At 41.0% G+C, this 18,727-nt stretch carries 14 protein-coding genes and 1 tRNA gene; 11 read left to right on the top strand and 4 right to left on the bottom strand.

The window, feature by feature from the left end; all coding sequences use genetic code 11:
* Window positions 1-20: 20 nt before the first annotated feature.
* A complete protein-coding gene (locus ACF8D3_RS00790) occupies window positions 21-1,463 on the top strand; it encodes an amino acid permease (protein ID WP_004877977.1) in 1,443 nt (480 codons plus the stop codon).
* 67 nt (window positions 1,464-1,530) lie between these two features.
* Here ACF8D3_RS00790 and ACF8D3_RS00795 read toward each other — a convergent pair whose 3' ends face one another.
* A complete protein-coding gene (locus tag ACF8D3_RS00795; RefSeq protein ID WP_392469566.1) occupies window positions 1,531-3,030 on the bottom strand; it encodes a PLP-dependent aminotransferase family protein in 1,500 nt (499 codons plus the stop codon).
* A 154-nt stretch (window positions 3,031-3,184) separates the two neighbouring features.
* Between ACF8D3_RS00795 and gabT the strand changes: the two genes are divergently transcribed.
* Window positions 3,185-4,477 carry a 4-aminobutyrate--2-oxoglutarate transaminase gene (gene gabT / locus ACF8D3_RS00800; RefSeq protein ID WP_007482757.1) on the top strand — a complete coding sequence of 431 codons (1,293 nt, stop codon included), beginning with the start codon at window positions 3,185-3,187 and terminating at the stop codon, window positions 4,475-4,477.
* The gene (locus ACF8D3_RS00805) at window positions 4,474-5,922 is read left to right on the top strand and encodes an NAD-dependent succinate-semialdehyde dehydrogenase (protein ID WP_392469569.1); all 1,449 of its coding nucleotides are present in this window, start codon (window positions 4,474-4,476) and stop codon (window positions 5,920-5,922) included. Before gabT ends, ACF8D3_RS00805 begins: the two co-directional genes overlap by 4 nt.
* A 73-nt stretch (window positions 5,923-5,995) precedes the next feature.
* On the opposite strand, the gene ACF8D3_RS00810 is transcribed toward ACF8D3_RS00805, so the two are convergent.
* Together ACF8D3_RS00810 and ycaC are read right to left on the bottom strand one after the other, a co-directional pair.
* Window positions 5,996-6,925, bottom strand: a complete 930-nt coding sequence (locus ACF8D3_RS00810) for a LysR substrate-binding domain-containing protein (RefSeq protein ID WP_392469571.1) — start codon at window positions 6,923-6,925, stop codon at window positions 5,996-5,998.
* Between the two features lie 72 nt (window positions 6,926-6,997).
* Complete coding sequence (gene ycaC, locus ACF8D3_RS00815; RefSeq protein ID WP_007482753.1) at window positions 6,998-7,624, bottom strand: isochorismate family cysteine hydrolase YcaC; 627 nt, start codon at window positions 7,622-7,624, stop codon at window positions 6,998-7,000.
* Window positions 7,625-7,909: 285 nt separating this feature from the next.
* On the opposite strand from ycaC, the gene ACF8D3_RS00820 reads away from it, so the two are divergent.
* From ACF8D3_RS00820 to ACF8D3_RS00835, 4 genes are all read left to right on the top strand, one after another.
* Window positions 7,910-8,773, top strand: a complete 864-nt coding sequence (locus ACF8D3_RS00820; protein WP_392469573.1) for a pirin family protein — start codon at window positions 7,910-7,912, stop codon at window positions 8,771-8,773.
* Window positions 8,774-9,212: 439 nt separating this feature from the next.
* On the top strand, window positions 9,213-10,511 hold the full coding sequence (locus ACF8D3_RS00825) for an FAD-dependent oxidoreductase (protein ID WP_392469574.1): 1,299 nt from the start codon (window positions 9,213-9,215) through the stop codon (window positions 10,509-10,511).
* 1 nt (window position 10,512) lies between these two features.
* On the top strand, window positions 10,513-11,340 hold the full coding sequence (locus ACF8D3_RS00830; protein WP_392469575.1) for an SAM-dependent methyltransferase: 828 nt from the start codon (window positions 10,513-10,515) through the stop codon (window positions 11,338-11,340).
* A gap of 7 nt (window positions 11,341-11,347) precedes the next feature.
* Complete coding sequence (locus ACF8D3_RS00835) at window positions 11,348-11,764, top strand: GFA family protein (RefSeq protein WP_004877962.1); 417 nt, start codon at window positions 11,348-11,350, stop codon at window positions 11,762-11,764.
* 4 nt (window positions 11,765-11,768) lie between these two features.
* Here ACF8D3_RS00835 and ACF8D3_RS00840 read toward each other — a convergent pair.
* Window positions 11,769-11,844 (bottom strand) — tRNA-Thr (locus ACF8D3_RS00840).
* Between the two features lie 312 nt (window positions 11,845-12,156).
* On the opposite strand from ACF8D3_RS00840, the gene ACF8D3_RS00845 reads away from it, so the two are divergent.
* The 4 genes from ACF8D3_RS00845 (at window position 12,157) to ACF8D3_RS00860 (ending at window position 18,524) form a co-directional block, all read left to right on the top strand.
* On the top strand, window positions 12,157-12,774 hold the full coding sequence (locus ACF8D3_RS00845) for a DUF805 domain-containing protein (protein WP_061519930.1): 618 nt from the start codon (window positions 12,157-12,159) through the stop codon (window positions 12,772-12,774).
* Window positions 12,775-13,261: 487 nt separating this feature from the next.
* Window positions 13,262-16,108, top strand: coding sequence for a type VI secretion system Vgr family protein (locus ACF8D3_RS00850; protein WP_392469577.1), 2,847 nt, complete (start codon window positions 13,262-13,264; stop codon window positions 16,106-16,108).
* A 2-nt stretch (window positions 16,109-16,110) separates the two neighbouring features.
* The gene (locus tag ACF8D3_RS00855; protein WP_392469579.1) at window positions 16,111-17,565 is read left to right on the top strand and encodes a hypothetical protein; all 1,455 of its coding nucleotides are present in this window, start codon (window positions 16,111-16,113) and stop codon (window positions 17,563-17,565) included.
* 2 nt (window positions 17,566-17,567) lie between these two features.
* Entirely contained in the window at window positions 17,568-18,524 is a 957-nt protein-coding gene (locus ACF8D3_RS00860; protein ID WP_392469580.1) for a hypothetical protein, read from the top strand.
* Window positions 18,525-18,727: the final 203 nt, after the last annotated feature.

An 18,727-nucleotide genomic window follows, 5' to 3' on the forward strand; every position in this document is an offset into this window, starting at 1 on the left:
CATAGGTTAAGGAAAATGATATGGCAGCACATCAAGATGGTTCTGAAGCCAATCCCTCCCAAAATTTAAAACATGGTCTGCAATCACGACATTTGACGATGATCTCTATCGCTGGAGTGATTGGTGGCTCTTTATTTGTCGGTTCAGGCAGTATTATTTACAACACAGGCCCCGTGGTCTTTCTTACCTACGCTTTGGGTGGTTTGTTGGTCTGGTTCATTATGCGTATGCTCGGGGAAATGGCCGTTTTAAACCCTGACAGCGGTTCATTTTCGACTTATGCGGACCGAGCGATTGGTCGTTGGGCTGGTTTCTCGATTGGTTGGTTATATTGGTGTACTTTAGCCATGCTGATGGGGTGGGAAGCTTATGTTGCAGGTAAAATTTTAAATAATTGGTTCCCGTTTATCCCGATTTGGGCTTATATGGTTTTAGTGATTGGTGGGTTGGTCGCGGTCAATTTACAGAACGTTAAGAACTATGGTGAGTTCGAATTTTGGTTTGCATTGATCAAAGTCATCGCAATTGTGATATTCCTCGTAATTGGTAGTCTTGCGATCATGCACCTATGGCCGTGGGGTGATGTTTCAGCCGCAGGTGTGACCAATTTAACTGCCCAAGGATTTATGCCAAATGGCGCATCGTCCGTTATCACTGCTTTACTTGGGGTCATGTTTGCCTACATTGGTGCTGAAATTGTGACTGTAGCAGCGGCAGAGTCAGAAAATCCATCTAAAGAAATCCGTAAGGCATCTAATTCCGTCGTGTGGCGAATTGTCTTATTCTATGTCGGATCGATGTTTGTCGCGGTATGTTTGATTCCTCACAACAATGAGCTTTTAAAAGATTCAACTTGGGGAACCTATAGTGTCACGCTCAGTGCGCTTGGCGTTCCTGAAGCACGTCATATCGTCAACTTTGTGGTACTGACATCGGTTTGTAGCTGTTTTAATTCCGCGTTATATACTTGTTCCCGTATGCTCTTTTCACTTGCAAAGCGTGGTGATGCGCCGAAAAGTTTTGCTTCTGTGAATCGTAAAAGCAGCCCATGGGTGGGTGTATTGGTGTCGTGTTTCTTCTCAGTTATTGCTGTGATTTTAACAGCGACCAAGAGTATGGATGTCTATGATTTCTTCATGTTAACCACTGGTGCAGCGACCTTGTATGTATATTTGACCATTGCTTATTCACAGTTGTGTATGCGTAAAAAGCTTGAGGCTGAAGGTGTTAATATTGAATTTAAAATGTGGATGTTCCCTTATTTAACTTATGTGGTGATCTTTGCAATTATTGCTGCCATCCTGACCATGTTGATCGAAGGGACATATTTTAAAGAGGTGATCTATACCACAGCATTGTTTGGCATCATCGTGGTTTCAGGATTATTGTCGCAAAAACTAGGTTGGGGGAAGGAGCGTAGAGAAACGCATTTAGCCCAAATCCATGAAGAAAAATTAGTCTAAGATTCAAAAAAAGATAAGAGCCTCAATCTGGAGGCTCTTTTTTTATTTATACTTAAAAATATAAAACTCAATTGAGTGTTGGTACACCAGCTTCACGTAAGCATTGCAGCAATGTCCCAAATGCCATGACCATATCTTTCTCATTGACACAGGCAAATCCCATCAGTAAACCACGTTGAGCATGGGCATGTGAGCGCATGTAGTATTGAGACAGAGGACGGACTTTGACTCCGCGCTCTAATGCAGTTGCGGCAACTTCGACATCATCACACGTAGCAGGTAACTTTAAAACCAGATGCAGACCTGCTGCTTCATCATATTCATGTAGAAATTCAGATCCTAAATAGCGATGAATCAGACTGACTAAATAGTCCCGTCTTTTGCCATAGAGCAATCGCATTCGCCGAATGTGAGCTTCATAATGACCTTCACGGATAAATTCAGCCAGTGCTTTTTGTTCTAATAGATGCCCGCCACGATATAGCTCTGCTGCAACGATACGTAGTGGTGAAAACAGTGGCTTAGGCACAACTAAATAACCAATCCTCAAAGAGGGATAAATCGTTTTGCTAAACGTACCCATATACAGGACTGGGGCATTATTTTCCAAGCCTTGTAGGGATGGATAAGGCTGTCCAGAGAAGCGGAATTCGCTATCATAATCATCTTCCACGATCCAAGCATTGTGTTGACGTGCGATTTGAAGCAGTTGTTTACGACGGTTTAAGCTCAGATGTGAGCCTAAAGGATATTGGTGTGATGGCGTGACAAAAATCAGTTTGGGTGGTTGGGTTGGATTTTGCTCAGGAATGATCCCTTCTGCATCAACAGGCATTGGCTGAATATCTACGCCGTTAATTCTTAAATTATTACGCATTCCCCAATAGGCAGGGTCTTCAATCCAAACGCGGTCACCAATGTCACTCAGTGCGCGTGAGACTAAATCTATCGCTTGATGAATGCCTTCCGTAATAATAATTTGATCAGCATCGCATTGAACTGAGCGCGCTACCCGTAAATAATCAGCTAAGGCGCTGCGTAGCTCAAGACATCCCCCAGCATTGCTATAAATCAATCGGTTAATATCAGGTTCACGGCTCAAACGGGCTTGGATACGACTGAAAATATGATGAGGAAATTCGGTGACATCCGGCGCACCGGGCACAAAAGCACCCCATTGATGCGGTGAGGCTGCGGCATAACCTAATAGGTTGGAACCTCGCTGTGATAACGCATATGAACTTTGAGTAACTGGTAAATCGGGTTCTTTCTTTTTATTTTTGGTATTTAAAAATTTTTCAGGTAATTGCTCCGCTACCCATGTGCCGTGACCTGTACGTGCCTCTAAATATCCTTCAGCCTGTAATTGTTCATAAGCACTGAGGACGGTATTTCGAGAGACATGAATTTCGCTTGCTAAGTCGCGAGAAGCAGGTAGGCGAGTCATCGGTTGAACCACACCATCAATGATTGCACCACGCAGACAACGGAACAGGCGTTGATGTAGTTTTCCCTCAGTGTCCTGTTGGAGTCTTTGTAACAAATGATCCCCAAGTAAACTGCGCAATTGGCTCTCTCCTACAGTTTAAAAATGGCTCTCGTCAGTTGTCATCAGACGAGCGAAATTACAGTTATAGGCAGTCATTGTATCGCATCCTAAAAATCGACCCCTAGGATGTACGACCAAAGCTGTAACTGATGATGAGATATGAGGGAATAAAATGGACACTCAACATTCTGCACTGAATACACGTAAACAGCAAGCAACTCCACGTGGCGTGGGTGTGATGTGTCAGTGGTATGCAGAGAAAGCTGAAAATGCAACGATCTGGGATAAAAACGGTAAGCAATATACGGACTTCGCTGGCGGTATCGCAGTGTTAAATACAGGGCATCGTCATCCTAAAGTGATTGCAGCGGTGACAGAACAATTAACCAAGTTTACGCATACGGCTTATCAAGTTACCCCATATGAGAGCTATGTGTCGCTTGCTGAACGTATCAATGAGCGTGCTCCAATTGCAGGTGCTGCAAAAACAGCATTTTTTACGACAGGCGCAGAAGCAGTTGAGAATGCCGTGAAAATTGCACGTTCTCATACAGGTCGTCATGGCATTATTACCTTTGGTAATGGTTTCCATGGTCGTTCATTTATGACTATGGCAATGACAGGTAAAACTGCGCCTTATAAACGTGATTTTGGTGTGATGCCAGCAGGTGTATTCCATGCGCGTTATCCAGTGCCAGAAAAAGGGATTTCAGTTGCAGCAGCGATTGAAAGTGTTGAGGATATTTTCAGTGAAGATATTGCTCCGCATGATGTGGCTGCGATTGTGCTTGAACCTGTACAAGGCGAGGGTGGTTTTAACGTTGTTCCTGCTGAGTTTTTAAAACGTTTAAGAGCTTTGTGTGACAAACACGGGATTTTATTGGTTGCTGATGAAGTGCAATCTGGTTTTGCACGCACAGGCAAATTATTTGCGATGAATCACTATGAAACCAAAGCAGATTTGATCACCATGGCGAAAAGCTTGGGTGGCGGTTTCCCAATCTCAGGTGTTGTTGGTCGTGCCGAAGTGATGGATGCACCAAACCCAGGCGGTTTAGGTGGAACATATGCAGGTAGCCCAATCGCAGTCGCTGCTGCTCATGCTGTGATTGACGCAATCGAAGAAGAAAACTTATGCGAACGTGCCAATGAGCTTGGGGCTGAACTGGTATCGGTTTTGAAAGATATTCAGCAGGCTTCAGGCGATGTTGTGACTGAGATTCGTGCGTTAGGTTCGATGGTTGCTGCCGAGTTAGAAACAGCGGAACAAGCAAAAGCTGTACAAACTTATGCAATGGACAATGGTTTATTGATTCTAACTTGTGGTAAATACGGTAACGTAATTCGTTTCCTTTACCCATTAACCATTCCTGCTGAGCAATTCCGCCAAGGTCTTGACATCTTGAAGCAAGGTTTTGCAACCTTAACAGCAGACAGTGTGAAAGCAGTGGAGCAATCTGCATGATTCAAGATAATTTGCAGTATTTATTAAAACATCCTGATATTTCATTCGATGCACCGACCTCGAATGACTATATCCAAGTCAATGATGCTGCGACAGGTGATACGTTAGCATGGGTAAAAACCTATGACCAAGCGGGTGTTGAAGCTGCGATTCAACGTTCAGCCGATGCCCAGTCTGCTTGGAAAAAGCAAACAGCTTTAGCTCGCGCAGATATTTTACTGGCATGGTACAACCTAATGCTTGAGCATAAGGAAAACTTGGCTCAGATTTTGACTGCTGAGCAAGGCAAACCTTTAGCTGAAGCGCGTGGTGAAATAGGGTATGCGGCATCATTTATCCGTTGGTTTGCAGAGCAAGCACGTCGTATTGATGGTGAGGTTTTAACTCCGACATTGCCAAATCAACGGTTACTGGTGATTAAGCAGGCGATTGGTGTCACTGCAGCGATTACACCGTGGAATTTCCCAGCGGCGATGATTACGCGTAAAGCAGCGCCAGCAATTGCTGCGGGTTGTTCAATGTTGGTGAAACCTGCGGAACAAACACCGTTAACGGCGTATGCATTGGAAGTATTGGCATTACAGGCAGGCTTACCTGCCGATGTACTTCTCAATATTAGTGGTGATGCGATTGAAGTGGGTCAAACGATTTGTGCGAGTGATTTTGTTCGTAAATTGAGTTTTACGGGTTCAACTCAAGTGGGTCGTATTCTGATGCAGCAATGCGCCCCAACCATCAAGAAACTTTCTCTTGAGTTGGGTGGTAATGCCCCCGTTCTAGTATTCGATGATGCCAATTTAGATCAAGCCGTTCAGGGCATCATGGCAAGCAAGTATCGTAATAGTGGGCAAACCTGTGTCTGTGCCAACCGTATTTATGTGCAAGATGGCATTTATGATGCATTGGCAGAACGATTAGTTGATGCCGTATCTAAATTACAGGTAGGTGATGGTCGTCATGAGGGTTCAACGCAAGGACCATTGATTGATGAAGATGCGATTGCCAAAGTACAGTCGCATATTGCTGATGCGACTGCTCAGGGCGCGACTGTACGAATTGGCGGTCAGCGTTCAGCATTGGGTGGTACATTCTTTGAGCCAACAGTTCTCACAGGTGTAACACAGGCAATGAAAGTAGCGAAAGAGGAAACTTTTGGGCCGCTTGCACCATTATTCCGTTTCAAATCAGAAGATGAAGCGGTTGCGATGGCAAATGACACCGAGTTCGGTCTCGCAGCTTATTTATTTACTCAAAGTACTGCGCGTCAATGGCGAGTGGGTGAAGCACTTGAGTATGGTATGGTCGGAATCAATACGGGAGCCATTTCAAATGAAGTTGCACCGTTTGGTGGTGTAAAGCAGTCTGGTTTAGGTCGTGAAGGCTCTAAATTTGGTATTGAGGAATATCTGGAAATGAAATACCTCTGTGTGGATTTATCTGAATAATCTGATGATCTAACCGCGATCATACCCCAGCTTTATTAAAACGGTCATGCCCATTCATGACCGTTTTTTTATTTTAAGTTGCGAGATAACCCTTATGACTTTCGGGTAAGCGTCGTAAGGTCTCAACCAAGGTTTCAATCATTTTTTCCACGACTAATCGCTGTCCTTTTCTTGAGCCATAAACCAGTTGTAAGGTTCCGATATTGGATTTCCATTCAGGTAGAATATGAATGAGTCGACCTTTTCGAATGTCAGCTTCTACCGTTAAAAAAGGTAGATCGGCAATCCCTAAACCATCGGCAACCGCATAGTAAACTCCTGCCAAATCATTACTTTTCACTCGAGGCTGATAGGGAATCTCCATGGTTTCACCAGTGCGTGTATTACACAGATGCCAAAGATAATTTTGCTTTTGATTGCCTAAGCTAATACTTGGATAATTTTGTAATTCTGATGCATCCAAAATGGTGTGCCCTTGTAGCAACTCAGGTGCGGCAACTAGACAATGATCGGTTTTAATTACATCACGAACAATTAAACTGGAATCTTCATTTGGCTCGAAATTGGTACGGATTGCCAGATCAATATCATCATGCAAAATATCCACACGGCGACTGGTTAATTCTAGTGAGATTTCGACTTTGGGATAGGTTTTAAGAAATTGATTTAAAATTTTTCGAATTTGAAAATGCATCATCAGCGGCGGACAACTGATTTTTACGATACCTTGTGGCTCGCTCTTTTGTTTTAATAAAACATTTTCGGCACATTCCACTTGAGCAATGACTTTGCAGCATTCTTCATAAAATTCTTGGCCTAATTCAGTCACCTTAAAATGCCGTGTTGTGCGTTGTATTAGGCTGACATTAAATTTATTTTCTAAATCAATAATTCGACGGCTGAGTTTTGATTTACTGATATTTTCAGCCTCACTTGCAGCACTAAATCCGCCATGTTTAACAACGAGATAAAAGTAATAGAAATCATCAAATGAATTAATCAAGGTCGATAAATCCTGTCGTGAGTAATCAGCTCAAAATAGCATTAACGATTTTGAGCTGATTGTGCAAGTAGTTTACTTTTGCGAGGTATTTTGATTGTAACTATTGATCAGGTTGCGATAATCAGGAATATGATTTGAGAATAATGCACCTAAACCTTCAATATCATTACGCCAATCACGATGTAGCTCACATGCCATACCAAACCATGTCATCAATTGAGCACCTGCTTTTGACATACGATCCCATGCCGCATCACGGGTGAGTTCATTGAATGTGCCTGAAGCGTCTGTGATGACAAATACTTCAAATTCTTCTGCAAGCGCTGATAACGCTGGGAAAGCAACACATACTTCGGTCACAACACCTGCGATGATGAGTTGCTTTTTGCCAGTCGCTTTAACGGCTTGAACGAAGTCTTGATTATCCCAAGCATTGATTTGACCAGGACGAGCAATGTACGGTGCATCAGGAAACATGTCTTTAAGTTCTGGGACAAGAGGGCCATTGGGACCATTCTCAAAGCTCGTGGTTAAAATGGTTGGTAGATTAAAATATTTCGCAGCATCAGCCAGTGCCAACACATTGTTTTTGAATTTATCAGGATCAATGTCTCGAACGAGGGACAATAGACCAGTTTGGTGATCAACCAATAACACCGCGGCATTATTTTTATCTAAACGAATATAGTCTTGGCTCATGATTTTATCCTCATGTTTTTGCATTTATTTCTAAAAAAGATGAGTCGGATGAAACACCTTGTAGATGCATGCTATTGAAAATTTTCATGAGCCAGAAGATCAATAAACGAGATTAACAATACTAAAAATAGGACGATCTTGATCAAATGTTTCAGTGAATAAAAGCAAAAAGTTGATTGTCCTATTTCTAGAATAATGTGTTGTGATCCTGTAGCTATAAGCTGAAACGTTGCAAGCGTAAAATGAATTTCAAGATCAAAGCTTCTACCTTATAGGAGTACATAGATGAAACAGATTGTTGGTATTTATCAAAACAAACATATGCATTGGGTTGGAGATGGTTTTCCTGTCTATAACCTGTTTTCATATGATCGTTTAGGCCAAAGCATCAGTCCATTTTTACTGTTGGATTATGCAGCGCCGTATCGCTTTGAGCCAACTCAAGCACAACATGGCGTAGGCTCACATCCACACCGTGGTTTTGAAACGGTGACAATCGCTTATCAAGGTGAAGTCACACATAAAGACTCGACAGGTGGTGGCGGAACGATCAAAGCAGGTGATGTGCAATGGATGACCGCAGGTGGTGGTATTTTGCATCAAGAATTTCATTCGCCAGAGTTTGCACAGCAAGGTGGTTTATTTGAAATGGTGCAGTTGTGGGTGAATTTGCCAACGCATTCCAAAATGACCCCAGCAAAATATCAAGCGATTGACTCCGAGCAGATACAGCGTATTGCTTTAGATGATCAGGGCAGTGAGTTACGTATTATTGCTGGTCAATATCAAGAGAAAGCGGGCGCTGCAACCACATTCAGTCCAGTCAATGTTTGGGATGGAACATTAAGTGCTGAGCAAACTCATACATTTTATGTGACAGAAGGGCATACCACTTTATTTGTACTACTGTCTGGCGAAGTCACTTTAAATGAGCAGGTGATCGGAGCGCCAAGTTTAGTTGTTTTAAGTCGTGAAGATATTGATTTTACTGTGACAGCGACGCAAAACAGTAAGTTTTTGATTTTAACAGGTCAGCCACTCAATGAGCCGATTGAAGGCTATGGTCCGTTTGTGATGAATAACAAAGCCGAGATCATTGATGCAATCAACGATTTCAATAACGGTAAGTTTGGTGTGATGGAAAGTTAATGTTCATTATTCCACTTAGTCATTGATAAATATAAGAAAGCCCATAACTCCTTTAGAGTTATGGGCTTTCGCTATAAGGTCCTCTATTGATTTTTTTAATATTAGGTCACTTATTATTGTACAGTTTATTATGTGACTGCTTTCTCATTGTTGTTTAATCAGAATAGCGCTAATTTTTTGCTTTGCAAACCCTTTCAAGCCGCAAAAATGGAAAAATAAAGAATGTTCTGTATATTTTTGTGATTAATAATCTAATAAAATTAATTTTTTCATGTGTTTAAGCTTAAAAAATGCAGTATTCTAAAATGTAACAATAAATGAACAACAGCATTACGACAAAAGTCTGACTTTAATACTGAATCTGGTATTTTTTAATACGGCGTTTGAGTTAAGGATCAGTCATAATCAAGAAAAATCATCAACTGATGGGACATAAATTTTGGATATTGCAATTATTGGCAGTGGAATGGCAGGACTCGCTGCCGCCAGAATCCTACATGATGCAGGACATAAAGTTACTATATTCGAAGCACTCGCTGGTCGGGGCATGGATAGTCATAGTATTGATTTTGATGGTGGCATAATTGATGCTCCATTGCGGGTGATGAATCCGAAACTTTGGAAAAATACCTTAAGTTTGGCAAGTTATTTGGGCATTGAAACTTTTCCAGTGCGTACATTTATGGCTTGCAGTTGGTTATTTGAAGATAAAACAGATACATGGTTGACGACTTCACGTAGCCGTATCGGTAATTTTCCAATTATCAATAACCGTAAAGGCATTCAGCAATATGGTTGGCGCTTAGTCAAAGGCATGTTGCAGTTAAAAACAGCGGTGAATCAGTTCTTTAAATCTGAAAATCAAGACATCACCCTTGCTGAATTCATGAATCAATATCATATTGAGGAAGTTTTTTGGCATGGTACGGTGATGCCTGTGCTATATACAATTTGCACATGTCACCCAAAAACCATTGGTGAGTGGCCAGCCAAGCCTTTGCTTGAGTTCATTCGTCAGCTCACTGAAGGTGAAGCACTATTACGGATGAAAGGTGGAACACCTGCACTGGTAAATCGTCTGATTGATGGTATTCATATTTTCAGTGGTTCGCCTGTAAAAAACGTTGAAGAACAAGGTGATAAAGTTTTAGTTGAAAATGGTCAAGGTGAGAAAAAGCTATTTGACCGTGTTGTGATTGCAACACCAACGCCTGTGATTGAAAATTTCTTGAAACAACCACAGTTCGCTGAGGATCTGGCTTTATTGAGAAAGTTTAGATTTGAAGAGGGTGATTTGGTGATTCATACCGATCCAGTGGTGATGCCACCACGCCGTAAAGATTGGGCTGTGTTGAGCTACATGATGGATCGTAAATTTATCCGTCAACAATTCACGGTATGGATTAATGCTATCGAACCAAGTTTGGTCGGTAAAAATGCTGTGTTCCAAACATGGTGTCCAGTGATTGATATTGATCCGAAAAAAGTTATTTCCAGAGTTAAACTTACACGTGCAGTTGTGGATTCTGAGACGGTAGCTTTAAACAAACAAATCCAGCAGCGCCATTTAGAACAGAACCGTAAAGTATTCTATTGTGGTTCGTGGTCATGTGATGGTTTGCCAATTTTAGAATCAGCCGTGACCTCAGCAATGCATATTTCTGAGATTTTAGGTGCGCCGTCTCCGTTTGTTGGTTTAAAACCCAAAGTGAAAGTTGCACCAGAACTCGGCTACTAAAATGGCCAACTTCAAGCAGGCATTGATCGAAAAAGTTATTGGGCATAAATATGCAATTGATGCTAAACGACTAGGTGATGATGCCGTGCTTGCTTGGAGTAATCTCGGATATTGGCATGATCAATATCATGATTATCCTCTCGCTTGTCAGCATTTAGCGGATCAAATCGCCAGTTCAATTCAGCTGAAAAAATCTGATCGCGTTTTAGATTTAGGTTGTGGACAAGGTGCCAGCCTATTGCATTGGTTGCAACATTATCAAATCGAAAATCTTACGGCCGTCGAGCTGCAATCCGACTGTGTAAAACGAATTCAAAAACAATTGCCGCAAGTTGCCATATATTGCGATTCATTTTTGAATTTAAAACAAATCAATTTTTTAAATTCATTTGATGCCGTGATTTGTATTGATGCTGCATATCACAGCAATTTGAATTCATTTCTTAGTTCCACACATTCTATTTTGAATTCAAAAGGACGTTTAGCTTTTCACTATTTAGTTTGGGCTGATCTTTGGCAAAGTTGTAGTTATGCACAGAAGCAACGTTATCAATATTTATTAAAAGCTGCCGATGTGAAATGGCAGCATATGATGAATGAGCAGCAACTTGACCATGCGTTAGTAGAACATGGCTTTACTGAAATTGAAATTCAGGATTTTTCAAAGCCTGTGTTTGATGGGTTCGCTCGATATATCGAAACAAGAGAAATGCAAAAAAAAGCTTTCGACTTTGCTCAATTAAAAATAGAGATGACTGCCAAGTTGTGTCGAAAACTCTATCAAGATGGTTTAGTGCGCTATATTCAAGTAAGTGCAGTTAAAAAGTGAATATAAAATGCCAAATCAATATAAAGGGTCTTGCCTATGTGGGGCTGTGACTTATTCTGCGGATGTAGAACCACGTTATCAATTTAATTGTCATTGTCGAGACTGTCAGAAAGCTACAGGTGGAGGCTATGCGCCGATTGCATTTTTTCAGCAATCTGAACTCAATATTCAAGGCGAATTACACTATTTTGAATCTTTAGGTTCATCTGGAAAATCCATACGCCGCGCTTTTTGCCCAAACTGCGGTTCACAGATGTTTGGCTTGCCGGAGCTTGTACCAGATATGATTTCTATACGTGCAGGAACACTCGATGATCCAAATATGTATCAACCGAAAGCAGAGATTTTTGTCAGTCATGCAAATGAATGGGATGTGTTAAATCCAAATATTTCGCACTTTGAAGAAATGATGAAGAAAAGGTAGGAAATGGTGCCGGCACACGGATTCGAACTGTGGACCTACTGATTACAAGTCAGTTGCTCTACCAACTGAGCTATGCCGGCAACGTGGCGAGAATTTTACAGAATCTAATTAAAAATACAAGCGAAAAAATGAGCAAACAGATAAATTTAATTTAAATGTTAGATTTTCGCCAATCTCAATTATTTTTTCATGAGTACATATACATAAGAGTCAATGAGTCCATCTGTATTTAAATAGGCTGTGATAGGAACGCCTTGATAATCAGCTCCCTCAAATTCATCTAATTCTTATAGTGCTAGACAGAACTGTCTGAAATTTCTTTTTATATATTATTGAGTCGATTAATATTCTGAATCCTAACTATAAATTTGAATATCAATAGGTAATATATAATGAAAGGTACAGTATTAACTTTTAATGCGCAGCTTGATGAGGGATCAATTTCAGGGGAGGATGGAAAACGTTATAGCTTCTTTGGTTCTGAATGGAAAGAGCAATTGGCACCTGCACGAGATTTACAAGTTGATTTTGTCGTGAATGAATTAGGGCAGGCAACGGCGATCTATTTAGTGAGTTTTTCGCAGCAGACCGCAAGAGAGAAGTTATCTTCTAAAGTGCAAACTAATAGCCAACTGGATGAAGAAGAAAATTATGGTTTTTTTGATTGGGCAATGAAATGTCTAAGAAATTATGTCAATTTTTCAGGTCGTGCGCGTAGAAAAGAATATTGGTACTTTTATCTGTTTCAAATATTAGTTGGTTTTATTCTAGGTGTTGTCTTCGGCATAATTGGAATAAGTGATAGCGGAATGGATGCGATCTCTGGGCTAGTCTCTTTGGCATTCTTTTTACCAGGTCTTGCTGTGGGTGTACGACGTTTACATGACGTTGATCGTTCAGGATGGTGGGTGTTAATTGCATTTACGATTATTGGTCTTATTCCTCTCCTTATTTGGATGGTCAGTGAAACAAAGCCAGAACGAAATCAATGGGGTCAGCCTGCAAAATAAATATAACTTATTTTTTTCAAATTTATTCTTTTACGTCACTTGTAAAAAGTTTGGGGGGATAAAAATGAGGGTAAATTATTTTACCCCCAGTTATACCCCCAACCATCTCAGGATTCAATAGTATTTATTGGAAAGCATAAGGCAATAAAAAAAGCTTAAACCCTTTAGATTTAAGCTTTTAGGACTCTATGAGATATTATAGAAAGTATATTTGGCGAGAGAGGGATTCATATTTTTTGATCAAGATATTGATATTTAATTTTTTTGTTTTAGGTTTGTTGAAAAAATCCCCCAATCGTCCCCCACAAAATGTTTGTTAGTTTTCATCATTGGTTATGAGAAGTAAGAATTTAAAATGTGGAATGCACTTGAGGCAAGCATAAAAAAAATATGTGACGTAAATTGTCATAAATAGACAGAACTGTATGGACAGAGTGGCTTTATACTTTGTAGAATGCACTAAATTTAAGCGTAAGCCTATAACAAGATGTTGAACAATATATTTCAAGCCTTAGACAGTTTAGGGCTTACAGCACAAAAACGTGCTTTGCATATTTTATTTTCAAATCCTGATTTAAACACACAAGTGTTTTTGCAACGTATCGATGGTCTACACCAAATCAACGAAGGTGTAAGAGCCGAATTAATTTGCCTATCGACCCATGCAGCGATTCCTTTAAAAAAATTTATAGGCTGTCAGGTTGCCGTAGATCAGGTGACAGATACGGGAACGCTTTTTAGAACAACAGGTATTATTACCGAAGCCCAACAAGGGCAATCTGATGGAAGCCTGACCTTATACAAACTGGTATTACAAGACCCTACAGCACTCTGGCATAAACGAAGAAATAGCCGTGTGTTTATGAATAAAAGTGTAATAGAGGTGTTTGAAGTCATTTTCAAAGAGTGGCAACAGCGTAGTCCATTATTTGCATCTAGTCTTACACTTGATTTAAGTGGTTTAACCCAAGACTATGATGTCCGACCATTTATCATGAGTCAAAATGAAACGGACTATGACTTTATTACACGCTTACTCAGAAGCGAAGGCATTAACTGGTTGATTGATGAAGACCAACTGATTGTGCCAAATAATCAGACTCCAATCCAAGCACAAAAGCTCCGTTTGATTGATGATAACAGCCAATATCAAGCTTTAGCTCGGAGAAACATTCGTTACCACCGTAGCAGTGCCACCGAACAATACGACAGTATGACCAGTCTGATTGGACAGAGAAGCTTACAGCCCACCGCGGTACACATCCAACGTTGGCAAGCCGATGCTTTAGAGCAAGTGGATGGGGCAGGCAGCGTCCAAAGTACGCACCAACACAGTGAAAGTTATGATAACAATAGCCTTAGCCTAGAAGACGCATGGCACTTTACCCCTGCATGGATGCAAGACCTCAATGAAGCAGATGGAGCCACTGCATCAGGTAATCCACAAATAGAAAAACTCAATCAAAACTTAAGCCATTACCATGACAGCCAAGCCAAACAGTTTATTGCCAACACCACTGTAAGAGATAGCCAAGTAGGGTATTGGTTTAAACTGATTGAACATCCAGAGATAGATCAACATACGGGTGTAGACCAAGAGTTTCTGATTACGGCTAAAAGCTATTACAATCAGAACAACCTACCTAAAGATTTACAACAACAAGTTCATACGCTGATCAGCCAAAGTCAATGGAAGCAGCCGAATCTTCAAACTGAAGAACGCCAAGCCAATCAACTGATTTTACAACGCCGCAATATCCCGATTGTTCCTGAATACAACCCTCAGCAACATCGCCCAATAACCTCACCACAACGTGCAAAAGTCGTTGGGCCAAGTGATGAGGAAATTCATGTCGATGAATGGGGCAGGATAAAAGTTAGATTCCTATTCACAAGAAATGAAGACCATGAGCATGATGGTGGTGCGGGTAGCAATGACAACGATACTGATTCAGCATGGATTGATGTTCTAACCCCGTGGGCGGGCGAAGGGCATGGCGCACGCTTCTTGCCAAGAATTGGTGAAATCGTGGTCATTAACTTCTTTGATGGCAACATAGACCGTCCATTTGTCACAGGACGGATACATGAGTCGCATCGCAGCCCAACCAAATTTGATAATGCGGGCAAATTACCTGATACCAAAAAGCTGGCAGGGATTAAATCCAAAGAAGTTCAAGGGGAAGGTTTTAACCAGCTGCGCTTTGATGATACCACTGGACAGATCAGCGCGCAGTTGCAAAGTAGCCATGCAGCAAGTCAACTCAATCTCGGCAAACTCAGCCATCCAAAAGACCAAGCTGAAAGTAAAGATCGAGGCGAAGGTTTTGAACTGCGAACAGATCAATGGGGCGCTGTACGTGCTGGACAAGGTTTATTGCTCAGTACCCATTCCCAAGAACAAGCACAGAGTGATCACCTTGATGCCCAACCTGCCAAGCAACAGCTTGAAAGCAATCAAGCTAATGCTAAAGCTTTAAGTGAAGTTGCCAAGAATCAGCAAACTGATGAAATTGAATCTTTAGATCAATTGAAAGATTTTGCAGATCAGATACAAGAGAAGATCGCAAGATTTGAAAAAGCCTTATTACTCTTGAATTCACCTGCGGGGATTGGTCTGAGCACCAATGAAGATATCCATCTCTCTGCGGATGGGCAGATCAATCAAATTGCTGGGGATAGCATTAACCTGAGTACACAAAAGAATCTGGTTGCCCATGTCCAGAACAGAATTAGCCTGTTTGCCGCACAGAATGGCATCAAACAGGTGGCTGCCAAAGGTAAATTTGAAGTGCATGCCCAGTCTGATGGAATGGACTTACTTGCCAAGCAGGGCATTCAGATCATTTCGACTGAAGATCGGATAGAGATTACAAGCCCTAAAGAAATTGTGATTACCGCAGGCGGTTCACAAATCAAGCTGAATGGTTCAGGTATTTTCCCGACCACGGGTGGTAAGTTTGAGGTGAAGGCGGGGCAGCATTTGTTTATGGGCGGGGCAAATGTGAATTTGAGTGTTCCTGCATTGCCACGATTTGAGAAAAAGAATTGGATTGCTTTAGAGTATGTAGATGTCGATCAAACGCCATTTGCGAATCTAGGTTATAAAATATTTTTTGAAAATAACCAAGTAATTGAAGGACGATTAGATGAACTGGGCAAGGCCCACCATGAGAATGTTCCAGATAAAGCACTAAGAGTTGAGTATGAGGGAAAAAAGTCAGAGCCTGATAAGCCATGGGAACCATTTAGTCAGCTGATTGAAAAATTGTCTACCACAGAGTCTCAAGAGAGCACTACTAATTTAACTACGAACTCTAAAAGTGATGTCTGATCATGGATAAGGAATTACAAAATGCTTTAGCATGGTATGCCGCTGCACCAAAACGTTTGGTTAATAGCGGGATGCAAAGTTTAGAGGCTACAGCTGAATGGATTTGGGTTGTTTTACAAGGGGACTTTGCTGAAGATCAAAGTACTGCACAAATTGCAGTTGGTACGGTTATTTCAATGATTCCAGTGGTGGATCAAATCTGCGACGTACGTGATATTTGTGCGAATTGTAAAAAAATCAAAGAAGATGATAGTAATGTATGGGCTTGGGTTGGTCTTATTATTACTTTAATTGGTTTATTTCCAGTACTTGGGTCATTGTTTAAAGGGATATTTAAAATCCTGTTTAAAATGGTACAAAAAAGAATATATAAACTCGCTGCAAAAGCTGGGGAAAAGATCGATTTTTACCAAATTATCAGCCCACAAATCGAGATCGGTATTGCTGAAGTTAAGAAACATATCGCTAATCCAAAAGTACAAAAAGTTCTAAAAAGTATGAACATTACGAATGTTTATAAAGAAATTGCTTTAAATTTGCGTACTGTGAAAGGACAGCTTAATACAAAGAATTTGTTGAAGCCTTTTGATGACCGTATCAAGGATTTACAGCAGTTACTTGATTATGTAAATCGTTGGGGTGGCGCTGAGATGGTCGCTAAAACTAATGCATTGATGAGGGATGTAAAAGAAGTACGTAGTAAAGCTGCGAAGATGGGTGATTTTATTACCCCTGTGCAGAATATGTTGGAGCGTACAGCAAGACGTTTTGATATCGAAGCAGACAATGCTTTTAGGGCGACAGTAGATCGAAATAATTTTACTCGAATGAATAAACCTGGTGAGCCTGCTGAAATAGCATCAATTAAGAGTAATAAGCCTAATTGGGTAGATAAAACCGATGACATACCACATGAAGCAGAAGAAGCCATCAATGTGGTGAGTAAAAAAGGTTTTCCAGACCTCAATCCAACAGTTAAAGAGGGCGAATGGCATCCACTTAAGGATGCTTATGCCACCTTTGCTACTAAGAAAATTAAAGCCGTAACAATTCCAGAGGGTGAAGTACTATATCGGGTAGTTGACCCGACTTCTGCAGATAATAGTATTTGTTGGATGCGTAAGGCTGAGTTTGACAAACTCAAGAGTAAATCTGACTGGCGACGTAAATTTGCAGTATGGGCAAACTGGAATAGTAATGGAGAATATGTGACCTATACTGTACCTAAAGGTGGTCTAAATGTCTGGGAAGGGCCCGCAGCCTCTCAGGAGCTTGATAAATTAAAAGGTTATGTCTTAGAAGGTGGAGGTAAGCAGATTGTGCTTGATCCTAAAGATTTAAATGCAGCTTATGTTAGCCAGCGGATGCCAACCAATTGGGGCTACGATAGTGGTCTGAATACTGGGCAAGGCGCTAATCTGGTCGGTATTCCAACACTCACAAATAATTGGAGATAACAATGAGCTATCCTACTCCTCTGATTGCACATGATATCTATGTGATGGAACAGTTTCTGAAACCTGAACGAATAAAAATGATTCGGGACATTTGGAAAGAGATGTTGGACTATCTGGAAAGCTTATTGGATCGTTTTATGAATGATCTCCCCCCAGACTATCGTAATCGTAGTTTACCAGAACAGCCTGATATTGTTTGGGGGGAGCGTGTGATTCCCAACTTTAGGAGTACGATGGAATGGCTGAATGAGAGCTATATTCAACGGCTCAATAATGACTTTAGTTGTTATATCGGTTTTTCTTTAAGGGCTAGCGTCAATGGACAACGAGAGTTTAGTGTCAACTGGATGGATGAGGTTGAACCTAAAGCCGCTGGAAAGTATCAATACCTATTATTTAAGGCTGCTCGACTTGCTGAAGCGATTGAACATACGGTTCAACAATGGGCACCTGGCAGTCTAACCCATTATTTTTCTCAGATTGGTTCACATGATAGTTCTTTTAAATATGACCCAGTGACCCCTCCGCCATTAAGCTATCCCATTTATCGTCTTAATGAGAATGTAAAGATGAAAACAGGTGAAGAAATTCCCCAAACAGGATTTTATTTACCTGATCTACCCGATAGTTTTCCTAGACTACAAATTAAGTCAAGACAAGCTGGTCAAACCCGTATACCTGAAAATGACCCTGAATATCCAGGTTCACGTATTTTGGCTCCCTGTACATGGACGCTGATTGAGAAAGTTGTCGATAGTGGGGGAGAATTGGGAGAAGCAATGAATCCGTTTGTACGACCTGCGAATGTTCGGGCGGGTCAGCCAGCGACGCATTCGGGCTATTGGTTTACGGTTGCGCAGGAAAACTCACGTCAATACTTTGAACAAGGTGAAATCTTACCTGAGATTAAAAATCAAGATTGGGGTGAAGTGTATTGGCAGTTTGATGGTGAACACTAAATTTAAGTCATATCGTAAAAAACAATGTGTTATGTCTTAATTTTGGAGGACACCACCTCCGATACCTATCTAAATAAGCCCTTTTTACAAGGGCTTATTCACTGTCCAATATTGTGCCTTCATAAAAATCATAGAATTTTGGCTGAAGTAGAGTGATTTAGATAAATAAAAATAGCGATGCAAAGTTAATTAACCAGTTTAAG

The sequence above is a fragment of the Acinetobacter sp. YQ_14 genome, assembly GCF_043102985.1.
GTDB lineage: Bacteria > Pseudomonadota > Gammaproteobacteria > Pseudomonadales > Moraxellaceae > Acinetobacter > Acinetobacter venetianus.

Excerpts from the sequence above, each read along its gene's own strand:
- ACF8D3_RS00790 (WP_004877977.1), top strand. The coding sequence starts at position 21 with ATGGCAGCACATCAAGATGGTTCTGAAGCCAATCCCTCCCAAAATTTA.
- gabT (WP_007482757.1), top strand. The coding sequence starts at position 3,185 with ATGGACACTCAACATTCTGCACTGAATACACGTAAACAGCAAGCAACT.
- ACF8D3_RS00805 (WP_392469569.1), top strand. The coding sequence starts at position 4,474 with ATGATTCAAGATAATTTGCAGTATTTATTAAAACATCCTGATATTTCA.
- ycaC (WP_007482753.1), bottom strand. The coding sequence starts at position 7,624 with ATGAGCCAAGACTATATTCGTTTAGATAAAAATAATGCCGCGGTGTTA.
- ACF8D3_RS00820 (WP_392469573.1), top strand. The coding sequence starts at position 7,910 with ATGAAACAGATTGTTGGTATTTATCAAAACAAACATATGCATTGGGTT.
- ACF8D3_RS00830 (WP_392469575.1), top strand. The coding sequence starts at position 10,513 with ATGGCCAACTTCAAGCAGGCATTGATCGAAAAAGTTATTGGGCATAAA.
- ACF8D3_RS00835 (WP_004877962.1), top strand. The coding sequence starts at position 11,348 with ATGCCAAATCAATATAAAGGGTCTTGCCTATGTGGGGCTGTGACTTAT.
- ACF8D3_RS00845 (WP_061519930.1), top strand. The coding sequence starts at position 12,157 with ATGAAAGGTACAGTATTAACTTTTAATGCGCAGCTTGATGAGGGATCA.
- ACF8D3_RS00850 (WP_392469577.1), top strand. The coding sequence starts at position 13,262 with ATGTTGAACAATATATTTCAAGCCTTAGACAGTTTAGGGCTTACAGCA.
- ACF8D3_RS00855 (WP_392469579.1), top strand. The coding sequence starts at position 16,111 with ATGGATAAGGAATTACAAAATGCTTTAGCATGGTATGCCGCTGCACCA.
- ACF8D3_RS00860 (WP_392469580.1), top strand. The coding sequence starts at position 17,568 with ATGAGCTATCCTACTCCTCTGATTGCACATGATATCTATGTGATGGAA.